Here is a 15,000-nt window from a genome sequence, read left to right as displayed (position 1 = left end):
AATTCTCCTATTTTTTTCTCCTCTCAACTATAAAGATTCGGTAGAAGACCCACAAACATAGAAATAAAGCAACTACATAACCAAAAAGCCCCAATGCATTGTAGCCGAAAACTTTATATCCCCCTTGAAATGTCAAAACCAATGAAGAAGCTACAATCAATGCTGATGCTATGATACTTACAATAACTTTATTTACCATAATATTTAAATCGTAACGCAAGCTTTCACTTTCATCAATGTTTATTCTCACTTTTATATCGTCTTTTATAAGCTTTGTCATTATACTTTGGATTTTAGAAGGAAGTTTTCTCAATACTATTATTGCTTTATGTAAATCTTTGGAGTTTTCTTTTAATATTTTAGTTAAACTAATATTTCTCAAATATACCTGCTTTATAAAATCTTTTGCTACACTAGAAATGCTAAAATCGGGATCTAAGCTTCTGCCCACACCTTCTACTGTAGCTAAAGACTTGAGGAGTAAAGTAAACTCTGGAGGCAAGATCAGCTTGTGCTTATAAACAGTTGACATTATTTTCCTCATTGAATCGTTCACACTGATATTTTTTAGTGGAGTGTTGTAAAAATAATTTATTATATGGCTCAAATCAGACTTAAGAGTTCTAAGGTTAGTATCAGGCCTTATGGCCCCTACATCCGATAAAACTTCTATTACTTCCTCAATATCATTCTCAGCAAAAGCTTTAAAAAGGTCAATTATCATTTCCCTTGAGGATTTATCAAGGTAGCCTACAATTCCAAAATCAATATAAGAAATTTTGCCATCATTTGTGATTAATATATTGCCAGGATGAGGATCTCCATGGAAAAGGCCAAATTCATAAACTTGTAAAAATATAGCCCATGCTCCCTCTCTTGCAATTTTCTTTAAATCAAAGCCTTTTTTAACAAGTAAATCTCTATTTTTTACACTTATACCTTCTACGTACTCCATTGTAAGAACGCGCTTTGTAGTGTATTCCCAATATACTTTAGGTATGTAGATATAACTTTCCTTTTCAAAATTTTCTCTAAAGCGTTCGGCATTATTCCCTTCTTGTGTGTAATCCAATTCATTGAGAAGAGATTCGGCTAATTCATCAACAATTTCTACAAAATCCAAAGGAGCATCAACTATACGCTCATTCAAAATTTTAGCAATATTCTTTAGAATTATTATATCAGCATTTATCTTTTGGGATACTTCTGGACGCTGTACTTTAACAACGACATCTTTCCCTTCTTTAATTTTTGCCCTATAAACTTGTCCAATAGAAGCTGAAGCAATAGGAGTTTCATCAAAATAAATGAAAAAATCTGATATTTTGCCTTTTAATTCACTTTCTAAAATATTCTTTATAGCTACAAAGTCTTCTGGTTCTACATCATCTTGAAGTTTAGCAAGTTCCAACAAAATATTATGAGGAATAAGGTCTCCTCTTGTACTTAAAAGCTGTCCCATTTTTATAAAAGTAGGACCTAATTCCTCCAATGTTTTCCTAATCCTCTCTCCAACTTCCATGTAATCATGACTTTTCAGTATATGAAAAGGTATATGTCCACCTTTTAACAAAATATCAGAAATAAAACCAAAGCCATTTTTTGTTAAAACCTTCAATATTTCTCTATACCTTTTGGCAATTTTTTTGTTTCTAAAAATAAAAGGCAAATTCATCGTTTCACCTCAATAAAAATATAGTAGCATTATCTCTCAGAAAAGAGATATTATGCCACTATATTTTTTATATTACTTAAACTTAAGCTTTTGCAGGTTTATTAGAGGTTTTTCTTCTCTTTTCCCTATTTTTAATTAATACCCAAAGAGGAGTAGAGATAAATATCGAAGAATATGCTCCCCAAGTTATACCAATAAGTAAAGGCAATGCGAAATCTTTCAATGCCTTAGGTCCTAAGAAATACATTAAAACTAGCATAATTAATACTGTCAAAACTACGTTTATCGACCGTGTAAGAGTCTGGTTTATGCTCACATTCGCAATTTCTGCATAATCAGATCTTCTCATACTTTTTAAATTATCTCTTATTCTGTCAAAAATTACAATAGTATCGTGAAGAGAATAGCTAAATACTGTCAAAAGAGCCGCTATAAAAGGCGAGTCTACTGTTATTTTGAAAATAGCGTAAATTGAAATTAATATTATCACATTATGCAATAATCCAACAACTGCTGCCAAGCTCATTTCAAAATTAAATCTAAAGCCTAAATAGGTAAGCATCACTGCAGAAGCTACTAAAAGCGCTAGTATCATTCCAAATTTTATCTCAGCTCCTAAAGAAGGCCCAACTTGCTGTGACATTATTAAGTCATTTTCTGTTAAGTTGTATTTTTTTTCGATATCTTTTATTATTGAAAGCCGCGTTTCATTGGAAATAGGACTTGTCTTTATTGAAACATGATCACCTTTTGTCCCTATTTTTTGTATTTGATAGTCTTTAACTTTATATTCGTTTAAAATTTTAATTATATCCTTCGTATCAAAAGATTTGCCAATTTTAAACTCCATTATTGTTCCGCCAGTAAAATCTATTCCCCAATTAAATCCATTTACAAGCATAGCTATTACGCCAATTAAAATCATAATCCCTGATATCGCAAACCAAATTTTCGTTTTGCCAATGACATCTATATGAAATCTATGTTGGTTCACTCAATTCCCCTCCTATGCTCCATAAAGTTTTATATTCTTTGTCAAGTCCATATCAAGAAGCGCATGCAACAAAAATCTCGTTACAGTTATAGCTGTGAATAAGCTGGATGTCACACCTATTAGAAGTGTTAAAGCAAATCCTTTAACATTTCCTGAACCCAAGTAGAAAAGGATAATAGCTCCAATTATAGTGGTTATATTAGCATCAAATACTGCCCTAAAAGCTTTCGCGAAGCCGGCATCTAAAGCAGGTCTTATGCTTTTACCTGCCCACAATTCCTCTTTAAATCTTTCAAAAATTAAAATATTAGTATCGACAGCCATACCTATTGACAATAAGAAACCTGCAATACCTGGCAAATCTAATGTTATATTAAATAACGCATAAACGATGAAGTTTATTAATATATATATTAATAAGGCTAAGTCTGCTACAAAACCAGGTAATCTATAAAAAGCTATCATAAACAACATAACCAGTAAAGTACCGTATATACCAGCTTTTAAGCTAGCATTCAAAGCACTCGGACCTAACGTTGCACCTACAGAACTATAAGCTATGGGTTTTAATGTGACAGGCAAAGAACCAGCTCTTATAAGTGTAGCTAATTCAGATGCTTCTTGGAAGTCCTTCAAACCAGTAATCACCGCATTTCCATTTGTGATAACACTTTGCACTGTCGGAGCTGATATTACCTTATCATCTAAAACTATTGCAATAGGTTGATTTAAAAATTTTTGAGTGGCTTCTGCAAATTTTTTTGTTCCTTCAGCATCAAGTACTAACGTAACTTCTGGTTGCTGGATTCCTGTTTGAGTTTGAGCATATACTGCTTTTGAATCTTTTACATTAGCACCTGTTAAAATAACCTGACCATCTGGACCAACAAACTTCAATTGAGCAGTTTTACCTATTATCTCTATTGCCCTATCAGGGTCATTCATGCCAGGCAACTCTACACGAATTCTATTTGACCCCTGTTGACTTATTACAGGCTGTGTCACGCCAAGAGCATCTACCCTGTTCCTTATGACTGCAATAGCTTTATTTATCGCATCTTGTGTAACATTACCTTGTGCTTCTTCTAATACATAAACGCCTCCTCTTAAGTCTAGCCCCAATCTCATGTGATCCTGTACTGGGCTTATAGAATAATTGCCTGCCTTTATTCCAAAAAAGGCTATATATGCAACTATTGCTGCAACAATGATTACAGAAAAAAATTTGATAAAACCTCTACTTCTCATTCGAATCCTCCTTCGTAGTTTAACTATTTTCTATTATATTACTTTTATTGTAAACGGTCAATTGCCCAAAGTTAGAAAAATGCAATTTTGCTAATTCTACATAATGTTCATAGGAGCGATGAATATTTTCAATTTCCTCTTGAGTAAGTTTCCTTATAACTTTTGCAGGATTCCCAAAAGCAAGACTGCCCTCAGGAATCTTTTTACCTCCTGTCACTAGTGATCCTGCTCCTATTATACAATTATCTCCTATTTCTGCATCATCTAATATAATTGCTCCCATACCTATTAGCACACTATTTCCTATCTTGCAAGCATGGACTATCGCCCCATGTCCTATTGTGCAGTAATTTCCTATATAACAGGGATGTCCCTCTGTAACATGTACAACACAATTATCTTGTATATTAGTTCCTTCTCCAACAACTATTTTATCTATATCTCCTCTTAGCACAGCCCCATACCATATATTTGCATCTTTTTTTATTTCTACATCTCCAATAACCTCTGCTGTTTCCGCTATATACGCCTCATCATCTATTTTGGGTTTCATACCCTTATATTCCTTTATAATCATTTTCCTCACCCTTTAGCATTTGATATGCTTTTATGGCAATCGCATTTTCAAAACGCCTTTTTTGCATTTCACAAGCCAGCTCATAAGGTTTATTAATATCTCCATTTATGTTGTAGTTATTTGCAAAGCAACCTCCACTACAATAGAACCTTGCCCAACATTTTGTACATTCTTCTCTTTTGTAAATATCGCTTTCCATAAATTTTTGCTGTAATTTTTTATTAGTTATACCTTCTTCAAGATTTCCTAATTTAAATTCCTCAATACCCACAAATTGATGGCAAGGATAAATATCCCCATCGGGAGTCACCGCTATATACTCGAAGCCAGCACCACAGCCTTGAAGCCTTTTTTTAACGCAAGGCCCTCCTTCTAAATCTATTTTAAAATGATAAAAAGAAAAAGGCCTTCCTTCTTCGTATCTCTCTATATATTCTTCTGCTAATCTGTCATATTCATTTAAAATTCTCTCTAAATGCTCTTCCTTTAAGGTATATTCTTTATCTTCTTTTTCAACTACCGGCTCTACAGATATTTCATAAACTCCTAAATCAGCAATGTGCAACACATCATTGGCAAAATCCAAATTTTTTGCAGTAAAAGTCCCTCTAACATAGTATTCCTTTTTCCCTCTTGACTCAACAAACTTTTTTATTTTGGGAACTATTGTATCATAAGTTCCACTGCCGTCTACGCGTATTCTCATGTTGTCATTTACTTCTTTTCTTCCATCTAAACTAAGTACCACATTAGAAAAGTTTTCATTAAAATATTTTATTTTTTCGTCATCCAAGAGTACTGCGTTAGTTGTTATAGTAAATTTGATAGTCTTTTTGTTTTCTTTTGCCTTCTGTTTTCCATATTCTACTAATTGCTTGACTACTTCAAAATTTAAAAGGGGTTCACCGCCAAAAAAATCGACTTCAATGTTTTGCCTTTTCCCAGAACTTTTTATTAAAAAATCGATTGCTTTTTTGCCCGTCTCAAAATCCATCAACTTGCGACTACCTTTAAAATCCCCAGTAGAAGCAAAACAATATTTGCACCTTAAATTGCAATCGTGAGCAACATTTAAACACATCGCTTTTATAACAGAATCATTTCTCGACACTGCAATATCTTTATATATATCTTCTGAAAATAATAGCCCTTTTTCTTTTAATTCGTCAATTTCTGCAATAGCTTCCAGTATATCTTCTTTTTTATATTTATGTTGAAGTAAATTTACAATTTCTTCTTTTGAGTGATTTTCGTAAAAGTCCAAAATATCATAAATAATATCGTCTACCACATGGATAGAGCCACTTACCGGATCTACTACAATATTCATTCCCAGTCTTTTAAATTTATGCATTAACTCTGACATTTTTTAACCTCCATTGCAAGTTTAAATGGCAGTAACTATTTTACTGCCATTTTGAGTATTATGTATTAGTATTGACATTCTTGGTTTGCTACAGTGCAAGATGTTTTACAAGCTGATTGACAAGATGCCTGGCATTCGCCACAGCCTGGCTTTTTTAAGCTATTTTTTAACGTTGGCCTGTTAATTGTTATAACATGCTTCATTTTTCTTCCCTCCTCTTCCTGATTTATTATAACACATAAAGAGAAGGAATTGAAGCTATAAATTGATGCCTATCATACCACCTAAAGCTCCTAAAACAGCTCCCCAAGCGTATTTTACTGCCCAAGAAGAAGTAGGCCCTAATTCTTTTACAAAAAATGCTCCTAAAACTAACATAATGGTTACATATAAAATACCAGCAATTCCTCCATTTAGCCAACCCTTGTTGGTGGTATGCCTTGCAGATAAGGCACCTGATAAAACTATACCTATTATGGTTATTAATAAAGTAAGGGTAGGTAAAGTTAATTCAGATACAGCTGTAAAGGTCAAAAGCAAAGCGTAAATTATGAAAAAACTAAGAGTGATAATGTAAGCTATTAAAACTCCTGTAAAAATTCCAGTAATATTTATGCCAGTTCCCTTTTCCATGCCAAACCTTCCCTTCAAAGTCTCACCCCCACAGTTTTCTTACTAATATGTATGCTTTTTATTTTAAACATAGTACATAAAAAAAGACGCGGCAAACCGCATCTTATCACTTTTCTTCTTTTTCGTTTTTGTCACTGGCTGAGCTTATAACTCCTCCAACTGCCCATTTTGCAATCTTTAGTCTCACCTTATCTGCTCCCATTTCTAAAGTTATCACATCGTCTTTGATGTTTAAGATCTTACCATAAAAGCCGCTTTTTGTAATAATCTCATCGCCAGGTTTTAAAGAATCAAGCATTTCTCTCTCTTTCTTTTGGCGCCTTTGTTGGGGCAAAATCAACAAAAAGTAAAAGATTGCAATAAAAATAAGCATTTCAACAATTACATAAGTCGTTTGTGGATCCATCAATACTCCTCCTTATTCCTATAATATTTTTTAAAAAACTCTTTTTTAAATTCAAGCAGCCGGTCTTGCCTTATAGCTTCTCTTATTTTTCCCATCAACTTAATTAGAAAATAAAGATTATGTAAAGTAGCAAGCCTTGCTGCTAAAATTTCATTAGCCTTAAATAAATGTCTTATATAGGCTCTTGAATAATTTCTACAAGTATAACAATCACATTCTTCGTCTAAAGGAGAAAAGTCCTCCGCATAAGGAGCATCTCTTACTATTAATTTGCCCTTGCTGGTAAAAACTGTCCCATTTCTAGCAATTCTCGTCGGAAGCACGCAGTCAAACATATCAACTCCTCGTATTACTCCCTCTATAAGGTCATCAGGACTTCCCACCCCCATAAGATATCTCGGTTTGTCTTCAGGTAAATATTCTGTAGTTAAATCTACAATGTCGTACATTACATTCTTTGGTTCTCCTACGCTTAATCCACCTATAGAGTATCCAGGAAAATCCATATCTACTAATCTTTGAGCGCACTCTTTTCTTAAATCTTCATAGGTCCCTCCTTGGACAATTCCAAAAAGAGCTTGTTTTTCAGTATTTTTGTGGGCTCTTTTTCCCCTTTCAGCCCATTTAATAGTAAGTTCCATAGATTTTTTTACATAATCGTAATCTGCAGGATAAGGTGCACACTCGTCAAAAGACATCATTATATCCGAACCTAAAGCATTTTGTATTTCTATTACTTTTTCGGGAGTAAAAAAATGCCTAGAGCCATCTATATGAGACCTAAATTCTACACCGTCTTCTGTAATTTTTCTTAAAGAATTCAAGCTAAAAACTTGAAATCCTCCACTGTCTGTTAAAATTGCTCTATCCCAATTCATAAATTTATGAAGGCCACCAGCTTTTTCTATAATCTTATGCCCCGGCCTTAGATAAAGATGATAAGTGTTGCTTAAAATAATCGTCGCTCCAATTTCCTTTAATTCTTCAGGAGTCATAGATTTCACAGTTGCTTGTGTTCCTACTGGCATAAATACAGGCGTTTCTATAATTCCATGGGGAGTCTCTAATATTCCTAATCTCGCCTTAGTCTTACTGTCTTTTTTTATGAGATGATACTTAATTGCTGCCATTATATCCTCCTATTCTACCTTTTGATTCGTAATCAACTGCTCAAATTATAAGCATTGCATCTCCAAAGCTAAAAAATCTATATCTCTCTTCAATGGCTATTTTATAAGCCCTCATTATGTTTTCTTTACCTGCAAAAGCTGACACCATCATAATTAAAGTGGACTCAGGTAAGTGAAAATTTGTTATCATGCCGTCAATAGCTTTAAATTTATAACCGGGATATATAAAAATATCAGTCCAACCACTTTTTTCTCTTATATAGCCATTTTCATCAGCTACAGTTTCGAGAGTACGAGTAGAAGTAGTTCCAACAGCTATTACTCTACCACCTTTTTCTCTTGTAGCATTTATTTCTTCAGCTGCTTCTTTTGTAACAATGTAAAACTCTTCATGCATTTTATGATTTTCTATTATTTCTTCCTTTACTGGTCTGAAAGTACCCAACCCTACGTGAAGGGTAATAAAAACAGTTTTTACTCCCATTTGCCTTATTTTTTCTAATAACTCTTCTGTGAAATGAAGCCCTGCAGTAGGAGCAGCTGCAGAACCTTCATATTTTGCATAGACAGTTTGATATCTCTCTTTGTCTTTTAGTTTCTTTTTGATATAAGGTGGCACAGGCATTTCTCCTAATTTATCTAATACTTCTTCAAATAAACCTTCATAATAAAATCTTACTACTCTTCCTCCAACTTCTGTATTGTCCAAAATTTCCGCAACCAATTCTCCATTTCCAAAAACAACTCTTGTCCCTACTTTAGCTCTTCTGCCAGGCTTTACTAACGTTTCCCACTCATTTACTGATAATCTTTTCAAAAGAACAAATTCTATCTTTCCTCCTGAGTCTTGTCTTCGTCCTATAAGGCGCGCAGGAATAACTTTTGTATCATTTAAAACAAGACAATCTCCCGCTTTTAAATATTTTGTTATATTTTTAAAAATATCGTGTTGAACCTCACCAGTTTTTCTATTTAAAACCATTAAACGAGAACTAGACCTATCTTCTAAAGGTTCTTGTGCAATTAATTCTTCTGGTAATTCAAAGTAAAACTCGCTGCGTTTCATTTTTTTGCGCCATCCTTTTACAGAGTTTTATTGTTTATAGTATCGTATACCTCAATACCTTTGTAATAGTATTTTAAAATATAAATGTAATTATACCCATGGTCCGCCAGTCCTCTTGCCCCATACTGGCTTAACCCTACCCCATGTCCATAACCACTGCCTTTTATAGTATAAACTTCACTGGGCTTGTCTGTCTTTTTTAATTCTTTAATACCATTTGCTCCTACAACATAAAGGGTATCTTTAGAAACCCTCGTTATACCTTCATTATTTTGAATATTTATCTCATTTAAAGAAACTTTTTGCGAATCACTGTAAGAAGAAGTCACGTACACTTCAAATTCACTGCTGCCATCGCCCTTTATATCAATCATAGTGCTTTTTAGTCCAAAAAAAGATCGTATATCTCCTTTTTTCAATGCGAAAGTCCCTTTTGTACCATAAATAGTGACAGTAATCGCTCTTCCAGTCCAGCTTTTCTCAGTAACCTTTACATCTACTATATCTCCTATATCCTGTCCTTTACTTAACAGCAGGTTTTTTATCTGGTCTTTTGTGTAAGTGACTGTCCAACTGTCATTAGCACTGCTATAGCCAAAAACGTATTTATCTTCCACACCTTTTAAGTAAGGAACATCAGCAGAAAAATAATTATTATTGTCTTCGGTATATCCCCCACTGTGGGAATGATAAAGGGCATCTATAAGACTTCCTTGATATATAGCGACTACACCTTTTGTTTCATCTACCGCTTTGTTTGTAGAAGAAGATTCTCCATCATACCCTTTGTAAACTTGTGTTTTATCATCATCTGTCAAATCAAATCCATATTTTCCATATCTCCCTATATTTTTCGCTGCATAAGTTCGCGCTGCAACTGCCTGGGCTTTTAGAGCTTCTATATTCCACCATGCCGGCATCTCAGCCGGCACAACACCATATAAATATTCTTCCAATGGCACAACATTTATAGCAGTCATGTCACTGTCTTGTTGCCTTCTAAATTCAAACATGCCTCTGTAACGTTTTGATTCTATCGCAAGGGGCATGCCATCAGGATTAAGTTTACTTACATATAAATCATCCTTCATATTAAATAAAAACAGGTTTTTTGTCCCATTGCTTATTAAAATATTTTTATCCGGCAACACTTTGGATATATTGGTATAATTTTTGGAAAAAATTTCATAGGCAGATTGCAAATCCGGAAGCGCCAAATAAGGTCCTATGTATACATGATATTTGCCATCAAATCCTATAAAAGCATTCGGAATTTGGTTTGCTATTTTAGCGTAATCAGCATTCACCATGTCCAGATTATCATAGCTTCCCACCATTAAATAGAAATTATCATCTTTTGCAACTTGTATGTTTTGCATGCTGGTGCTAAAAATATTAATCAAATTTCCTGTATTGTCTTGATAAGCAAAATTAAAACCTCCGGGAGAAGAAAGCTGGTAAGAAGATTTCGCAGTTTGTCCATAAAAAAGCCCTACTTTTATAACCTTCGGAATGCTGATATCAGCATTCACGGTAGGATAAGGTGAGAGAGTTAAAATCATGACACTAATTATACTCCCTATTATAAATTTTTTCAACCTCACAAAATACAACCCCTTTTCATATGTTATCTTCTAAAAAGCCAAAAAATTAATGTTAAAAACAGGCTCAATAAAAGGCTTGTCATAATAGGAAAATAAAAAGTGAAATTTCCTTTTTGATAAACTATATCTCCCGGCAAACGTCCTAAACCAATTTTTGAACCTACAGAAAAAAGCACCCCTATTAAAATTAATATAGCTCCCATAAATATCAACATTTTACCAAAATTATCAAACACCTTCTATCCTCCCCTGTTCTATATAAGGATATTTAAGGTAATCATAAGCTAATTTTGTAACAACTCTTCCTCGCGGAGTCCTGTTTAAAAAACCTATTTGTAAAAGATAAGGTTCATAAACATCCTCTATTGTATCCCCATCTTCTCCTATTGATGCAGCAATAGCATCGATTCCTACAGGACCACCGCCAAACTTTTCTATAATAGAAACCAAAATCTTTCTATCAATGTATTCTAATCCCATCTCATCTACACCTAATACGTCCAGCGCTTCTTTGGAAGTTTTAAAATCAATGTATCCATTTCCTCTTACTTGTGCGAAATCTCTCACCCGTTTTAGAAGTCTATTGGCAATTCTCGGAGTCCCCCGTGACCTTTTAGCAATCTCCAAAGCTGCATCTTCATCAATTCCAATGTTTAAAATATTCGCTGACCTTTTAATTATTTCTTTTAATTCCTCCACTGAATAGTAATCCAAGCGGTTTATAACCCCAAATCTGTCTCTCAAAGGAGAAGTCATAAGAGCAGCCCTTGTCGTAGCCCCAATTAAAGTAAAGCGCGGAAGACTAAGCCTTATAGACCTGGCACTTGGGCCTTTTCCTATTACTATATCCAATTCAAAGTCTTCCATTGCAGGATATAGAATCTCTTCTACACTTCTATTAAGCCTGTGAATCTCATCTATAAAAAGTATGTCATTTTCCTGTAAATTAGTTAAGATGGCTGCCAAATCTCTCGACTTTTCTATAGCAGGACCTGAGGTTATTTTTATTCCTACTCCCATTTCATTAGAAATTACTGTGGCTAAAGTCGTTTTTCCAAGGCCAGGAGGACCATATAGTAGGACATGGTCAAGGGGCTCTTTTCTCATCTTAGCGGCTTCTATGTAAATTTTTAATTCCTCTTTTATCTTTTGCTGACCTATATACTCAGAAAGCCACCTAGGACGCAAACTGTATTCAGAGGCATCTTCCTGTGTAAAACTTTGAGTTAGTATTCTCTCCTCCATTCAATTCACCCTATTTCATTAATTTTTTCAAAGCTTGCTTTACAGCTTCTTCTACGCTATCACAGGTGATATCTGCCAAAGCATAAATAGCTTCACTTTTGGTATAACCCAAAGCTAATAAAGCTTCTAAAGCCTCATTTGAAAAATTATTATCACCTTCAAAAACTATTTCTTTTGGAAGCTTATCTTTTAATTCCAAAATAATTCTCTCAGCAGTCTTCTTGCCTATTCCCGGAGCTATCGTAAGAGCTTTATAATCGCCTACGTTAACTGCTTTTACAAAATTATCAATAGAAACCACGGACAAAATAGACAAAGCTCCTTTAGGCCCTACACCACTAACAGACAATAATTTCTCAAATAAATCTAACTCTTCTTTTGTTTTAAAGCCAAAAATTTGGAAACCATCTTCTCTCATATGTAAATATGTATAAAGCTTGGTTATATTTCCTTTAGAAGGTAAAACTTTCAAAGTAGAAAATGGGACAAAAACCTTTATACCTATACCCATAAAGTCAATCACTACATAATCTTGTCCAATATCTTCAATCATCCCTCTAATATACTCAATCATCTTGAATACCCCAGCTTTTCAATCATATTGTTACTGTGACAATGGCATATAGCAACTGCCAATGCATCAGCTACATCGTCAGGTTTAGGAATTTCCTCAAGATTTAATAAAACCTTCACCATTTGTTGGACTTGATATTTATCTGCTCTTCCGTACCCTACCACTGCTTGTTTAACTTGCAAAGGAGTATATTCAAAAACCTTTATTCCCGAATTGACAGCAGCTAAAATAGAAACTCCTCTGGACTCCCCAATAGTTATGACAGTCTTTGCGTTTTTATTATAAAAAAGCTCTTCTATAGCTACTACATCAGGACTGTAAGATTTTATAAGTGATATAATTCCATTATATATATCGTGTAGGCGCAAAGCCTTATCAATACCAGCTTTTGTAGTAACTGCACCGTAGTCTATAACAGTAAACTTATTGGATTTGTAATCTATTATACCATAGCCCATTATGGCAATTCCAGGATCTATCCCTAATACCCTCATTATATCTCCTCTCCTTTTATTTATTTTAACATCAATGGACTTTATAAACAAGAAAAAGTTCTCCTAAACGCATAGGAGAACTTAAGAGCTCAAATTTGCTAATATTTGGTATGCTTCATCTTTGTCTTTTGTAATTATATTTTTCATCACCCTTTCTCTGTCAAAAGGTGTTAAACTGTCCAAAGGTATGTCTGTTTTCTCTACAATTTCTTTATTGCCATTTCCGTCACTTTTTAATAAAACCACATATCCATTCATACTAGTAATTATATAATAATCTGGAGGTAATCCTTCTTTTTCCCTATAGAGAACTATTTCGTCTTCATCAAAACTTTTAACTTCCCAATCACTATATATCCTCGCAATTTCTTCCTTGCTTTTCCCATAAAGAGAAGGGGTTAAATTTTGAACTTCACGCACTATTTCTCCATTTTCAAGATATTTAGTTTCAAATATGAGTTTACTTCGGGAAATTAATTTTTTAGCAAGAGCTTCTTGTTGAGAAGAAATCCTCTGTTCATAAGTTATATTTTTTTCTGTTCTTTGCTTTTCATTGTCTTTAACATTAATTAAATATCCAATCATCACTCCTATAAATATAGCTAACAAATATATGGCAACCATTTTATAGGAAATTAGCTTTTTCATAACATCTCCTCCTGTTTTATGTAATTATAACCAATTTTAAAAAATTTATTCTCTTTGCAGGATTTTGTCAAAAAATATCGAATAATATCTATAAGGGAGGAGATGGTAAAGTGGCAAATCAAATTGTAGTTTTTAAATTAAACAATGAAGACTTTTGCGTAGACATTAATCAGGTAATAGAAATTATACGGCTTCAAACGATTATTAAAGTACCTGATGCCCCCTCTTTTGTAGAAGGCATAACTAACCTAAGAGGAACAGTTATTCCTATTGTAGATTTAAAAAAGCGCTTCAATTTGCCTTTATCAGAAAAAAATGACAATAATCGGATTATCGTAGTAAATGTCACTAACAGACCAGTAGGTTTTATCGTAGACTCAGTAACAGAAGTTTTACATGTAGACGATAGTTCCATACAAGAAGCTCCAGACATAATAAAAGGAATTGGGAAAGAGTACATAACATCTATTATCAATTTAAACGACAGATTAATCATCAACTTAGACTTACATAAAGTTTTAACAGAAAAAGAAAAGAAAGAGATAGAAGAAATTTAGCCTCTTCTATCTCTTTCTTTTATTCCTCATCTTCGTCTTCTATTTCCACATTGTGATAAACGTTTTGTACATCGTCATTTTCTTCTAATTTGTCAATTAACTTTTCAAATTTTTCGTAGTCTTCAGGACTTAGTTGTATAGTATTTTTAGGAAGCATAGTAACTTCTGCTTCAGAAATTTTATAGCCTGCTTTTTCAATCGCTTCTTTTACTTCTTGAAAATTTGAAGGTTCAGTAATTATTTCGAATTCTTCATCTTCTGCAGAAAAGTCTTGCGCACCTGCATCTATTGCAACCATCGCTAATTCGTCTTCATCAATAGAATCATTTTTTTCAACAATTATAATTCCGACTTTGTCAAACATCCATGTAACAGAACCAGCTGCTCCTAAACTACCACCATGCCTATCAAAAATATGCCTTATTTCACCAGCAGTTCTGTTTTTATTGTCAGTCAAAGCTTCAACAATTATGGCAGTACCCGCAGGACCGTATCCTTCATATATTACTTCTTCTAAATTAGCTCCTCCTAATTCACCGGTACCTTTTTTAATAGCCCTTTGTATATTTTCATTTGGCAAATTATTAGCTTTTGCCTTTTCTATAGCATCTCTTAATTTACTGTTAGTGTTAGGGTCTCCACCGCCTTCTTTAGCCGCTTTTATAATATCTTTGGTAAGCTTTGTAAAAATTCTTCCCTTTTTAGCGTCCATTTTCTCTTTTTTGTGTTTTATATTAGCCCATTTTGAATGCCCTGACATAAAAAAACCTCCTTTACTGTGTC

18 protein-coding genes are annotated in these 15,000 nt (G+C 33.7%); 1 reads left to right on the top strand and 17 read right to left on the bottom strand.

The features are described 5' to 3' along the window. Positions 1 to 7: 7 nt before the first annotated feature. The 16 genes from ubiB to EB239_RS08470 all read right to left on the bottom strand — a co-directional run bounded on the left by ubiB (position 8) and on the right by EB239_RS08470 (position 13,660). Complete coding sequence (gene ubiB, locus EB239_RS08545; protein ID WP_003869768.1) at positions 8 to 1,675, bottom strand: 2-polyprenylphenol 6-hydroxylase; 1,668 nt, start codon at positions 1,673 to 1,675, stop codon at positions 8 to 10. An 82-nt stretch (positions 1,676 to 1,757) separates the two neighbouring features. Beyond that, the gene (secF, locus tag EB239_RS08540) at positions 1,758 to 2,669 is read right to left on the bottom strand and encodes a protein translocase subunit SecF (RefSeq protein ID WP_003869767.1); all 912 of its coding nucleotides are present in this window, start codon (positions 2,667 to 2,669) and stop codon (positions 1,758 to 1,760) included. Positions 2,670 to 2,681: 12 nt separating this feature from the next. Further along, complete coding sequence (gene secD, locus EB239_RS08535) at positions 2,682 to 3,917, bottom strand: protein translocase subunit SecD (RefSeq protein WP_003869766.1); 1,236 nt, start codon at positions 3,915 to 3,917, stop codon at positions 2,682 to 2,684. Positions 3,918 to 3,936: 19 nt separating this feature from the next. Beyond that, positions 3,937 to 4,494: a gamma carbonic anhydrase family protein gene (locus EB239_RS08530; protein WP_004401822.1), complete on the bottom strand. Its 558-nt coding sequence runs from the start codon at positions 4,492 to 4,494 to the stop codon at positions 3,937 to 3,939. After that, positions 4,475 to 5,860 (bottom strand): thioether cross-link-forming SCIFF peptide maturase, encoded by a 1,386-nt coding sequence (scfB, locus tag EB239_RS08525; RefSeq protein ID WP_003869764.1) that lies wholly within the window; start codon positions 5,858 to 5,860, stop codon positions 4,475 to 4,477. Before scfB ends, EB239_RS08530 begins: the two co-directional genes overlap by 20 nt. A gap of 65 nt (positions 5,861 to 5,925) precedes the next feature. Beyond that, positions 5,926 to 6,063 carry a six-cysteine ranthipeptide SCIFF gene (scfA, locus tag EB239_RS08520; protein WP_003869763.1) on the bottom strand — a complete coding sequence of 46 codons (138 nt, stop codon included), beginning with the start codon at positions 6,061 to 6,063 and terminating at the stop codon, positions 5,926 to 5,928. A gap of 55 nt (positions 6,064 to 6,118) precedes the next feature. Further along, positions 6,119 to 6,511 (bottom strand): TIGR04086 family membrane protein, encoded by a 393-nt coding sequence (locus tag EB239_RS08515; RefSeq protein ID WP_003869762.1) that lies wholly within the window; start codon positions 6,509 to 6,511, stop codon positions 6,119 to 6,121. An 88-nt stretch (positions 6,512 to 6,599) separates the two neighbouring features. Continuing rightward, positions 6,600 to 6,899 carry a preprotein translocase subunit YajC gene (gene yajC / locus EB239_RS08510; protein ID WP_003869761.1) on the bottom strand — a complete coding sequence of 100 codons (300 nt, stop codon included), beginning with the start codon at positions 6,897 to 6,899 and terminating at the stop codon, positions 6,600 to 6,602. Next, positions 6,899 to 8,029, bottom strand: a complete 1,131-nt coding sequence (gene tgt / locus EB239_RS08505; RefSeq protein WP_003869760.1) for a tRNA guanosine(34) transglycosylase Tgt — start codon at positions 8,027 to 8,029, stop codon at positions 6,899 to 6,901. The genes yajC and tgt overlap by 1 nt, the downstream gene beginning before the upstream one ends. A 40-nt stretch (positions 8,030 to 8,069) precedes the next feature. Next, entirely contained in the window at positions 8,070 to 9,095 is a 1,026-nt protein-coding gene (queA, locus tag EB239_RS08500) for a tRNA preQ1(34) S-adenosylmethionine ribosyltransferase-isomerase QueA (RefSeq protein WP_003869759.1), read from the bottom strand. Positions 9,096 to 9,112: 17 nt separating this feature from the next. Then, a complete protein-coding gene (locus EB239_RS08495) occupies positions 9,113 to 10,699 on the bottom strand; it encodes a SpoIID/LytB domain-containing protein (protein WP_003869758.1) in 1,587 nt (528 codons plus the stop codon). A gap of 23 nt (positions 10,700 to 10,722) precedes the next feature. Further along, positions 10,723 to 10,935 carry a DUF2905 domain-containing protein gene (locus EB239_RS08490; RefSeq protein ID WP_003869757.1) on the bottom strand — a complete coding sequence of 71 codons (213 nt, stop codon included), beginning with the start codon at positions 10,933 to 10,935 and terminating at the stop codon, positions 10,723 to 10,725. Next, a complete protein-coding gene (gene ruvB / locus EB239_RS08485; RefSeq protein ID WP_003869756.1) occupies positions 10,928 to 11,944 on the bottom strand; it encodes a Holliday junction branch migration DNA helicase RuvB in 1,017 nt (338 codons plus the stop codon). Before ruvB ends, EB239_RS08490 begins: the two co-directional genes overlap by 8 nt. 10 nt (positions 11,945 to 11,954) lie before the next feature. Next, complete coding sequence (gene ruvA, locus EB239_RS08480) at positions 11,955 to 12,518, bottom strand: Holliday junction branch migration protein RuvA (protein ID WP_003869755.1); 564 nt, start codon at positions 12,516 to 12,518, stop codon at positions 11,955 to 11,957. Further along, positions 12,515 to 13,012 (bottom strand): crossover junction endodeoxyribonuclease RuvC, encoded by a 498-nt coding sequence (gene ruvC / locus EB239_RS08475; RefSeq protein ID WP_003869754.1) that lies wholly within the window; start codon positions 13,010 to 13,012, stop codon positions 12,515 to 12,517. The genes ruvA and ruvC overlap by 4 nt, the downstream gene beginning before the upstream one ends. An 81-nt stretch (positions 13,013 to 13,093) precedes the next feature. After that, positions 13,094 to 13,660 (bottom strand): hypothetical protein, encoded by a 567-nt coding sequence (locus tag EB239_RS08470; RefSeq protein WP_003869753.1) that lies wholly within the window; start codon positions 13,658 to 13,660, stop codon positions 13,094 to 13,096. A gap of 110 nt (positions 13,661 to 13,770) precedes the next feature. On the opposite strand from EB239_RS08470, the gene EB239_RS08465 reads away from it, so the two are divergent. Then, on the top strand, positions 13,771 to 14,217 hold the full coding sequence (locus tag EB239_RS08465; RefSeq protein ID WP_003869752.1) for a chemotaxis protein CheW: 447 nt from the start codon (positions 13,771 to 13,773) through the stop codon (positions 14,215 to 14,217). Between the two features lie 19 nt (positions 14,218 to 14,236). Here EB239_RS08465 and EB239_RS08460 read toward each other — a convergent pair whose 3' ends face one another. Next, positions 14,237 to 14,977: a YebC/PmpR family DNA-binding transcriptional regulator gene (locus EB239_RS08460; RefSeq protein ID WP_003869751.1), complete on the bottom strand. Its 741-nt coding sequence runs from the start codon at positions 14,975 to 14,977 to the stop codon at positions 14,237 to 14,239. Positions 14,978 to 15,000 lie beyond the last annotated feature (23 nt).

The organism is Thermoanaerobacter ethanolicus JW 200 (assembly GCF_003722315.1).
GTDB classification, from domain to species: domain Bacteria; phylum Bacillota; class Thermoanaerobacteria; order Thermoanaerobacterales; family Thermoanaerobacteraceae; genus Thermoanaerobacter; species Thermoanaerobacter ethanolicus.
The sequence above is the reverse complement of the archived record's forward strand: the minus strand, read 5'-3'. Positions and strand labels throughout refer to the sequence as shown.

What these genes read in the sequence shown, in the direction of transcription:
- scfB (WP_003869764.1), bottom strand. Translation starts at nt 5,860, where the DNA reads ATGTCAGAGTTAATGCATAAATTTAAAAGACTGGGAATGAATATTGTA.
- ubiB (WP_003869768.1), bottom strand. Translation starts at nt 1,675, where the DNA reads ATGAATTTGCCTTTTATTTTTAGAAACAAAAAAATTGCCAAAAGGTAT.
- ruvC (WP_003869754.1), bottom strand. Translation starts at nt 13,012, where the DNA reads ATGAGGGTATTAGGGATAGATCCTGGAATTGCCATAATGGGCTATGGT.
- tgt (WP_003869760.1), bottom strand. Translation starts at nt 8,029, where the DNA reads ATGGCAGCAATTAAGTATCATCTCATAAAAAAAGACAGTAAGACTAAG.
- EB239_RS08460 (WP_003869751.1), bottom strand. Translation starts at nt 14,977, where the DNA reads ATGTCAGGGCATTCAAAATGGGCTAATATAAAACACAAAAAAGAGAAA.
- ruvB (WP_003869756.1), bottom strand. Translation starts at nt 11,944, where the DNA reads ATGGAGGAGAGAATACTAACTCAAAGTTTTACACAGGAAGATGCCTCT.
- yajC (WP_003869761.1), bottom strand. Translation starts at nt 6,899, where the DNA reads ATGGATCCACAAACGACTTATGTAATTGTTGAAATGCTTATTTTTATT.
- EB239_RS08470 (WP_003869753.1), bottom strand. Translation starts at nt 13,660, where the DNA reads ATGAAAAAGCTAATTTCCTATAAAATGGTTGCCATATATTTGTTAGCT.
- secD (WP_003869766.1), bottom strand. Translation starts at nt 3,917, where the DNA reads ATGAGAAGTAGAGGTTTTATCAAATTTTTTTCTGTAATCATTGTTGCA.
- queA (WP_003869759.1), bottom strand. Translation starts at nt 9,095, where the DNA reads ATGAAACGCAGCGAGTTTTACTTTGAATTACCAGAAGAATTAATTGCA.
- EB239_RS08530 (WP_004401822.1), bottom strand. Translation starts at nt 4,494, where the DNA reads ATGATTATAAAGGAATATAAGGGTATGAAACCCAAAATAGATGATGAG.
- ruvA (WP_003869755.1), bottom strand. Translation starts at nt 12,518, where the DNA reads ATGATTGAGTATATTAGAGGGATGATTGAAGATATTGGACAAGATTAT.
- scfA (WP_003869763.1), bottom strand. Translation starts at nt 6,063, where the DNA reads ATGAAGCATGTTATAACAATTAACAGGCCAACGTTAAAAAATAGCTTA.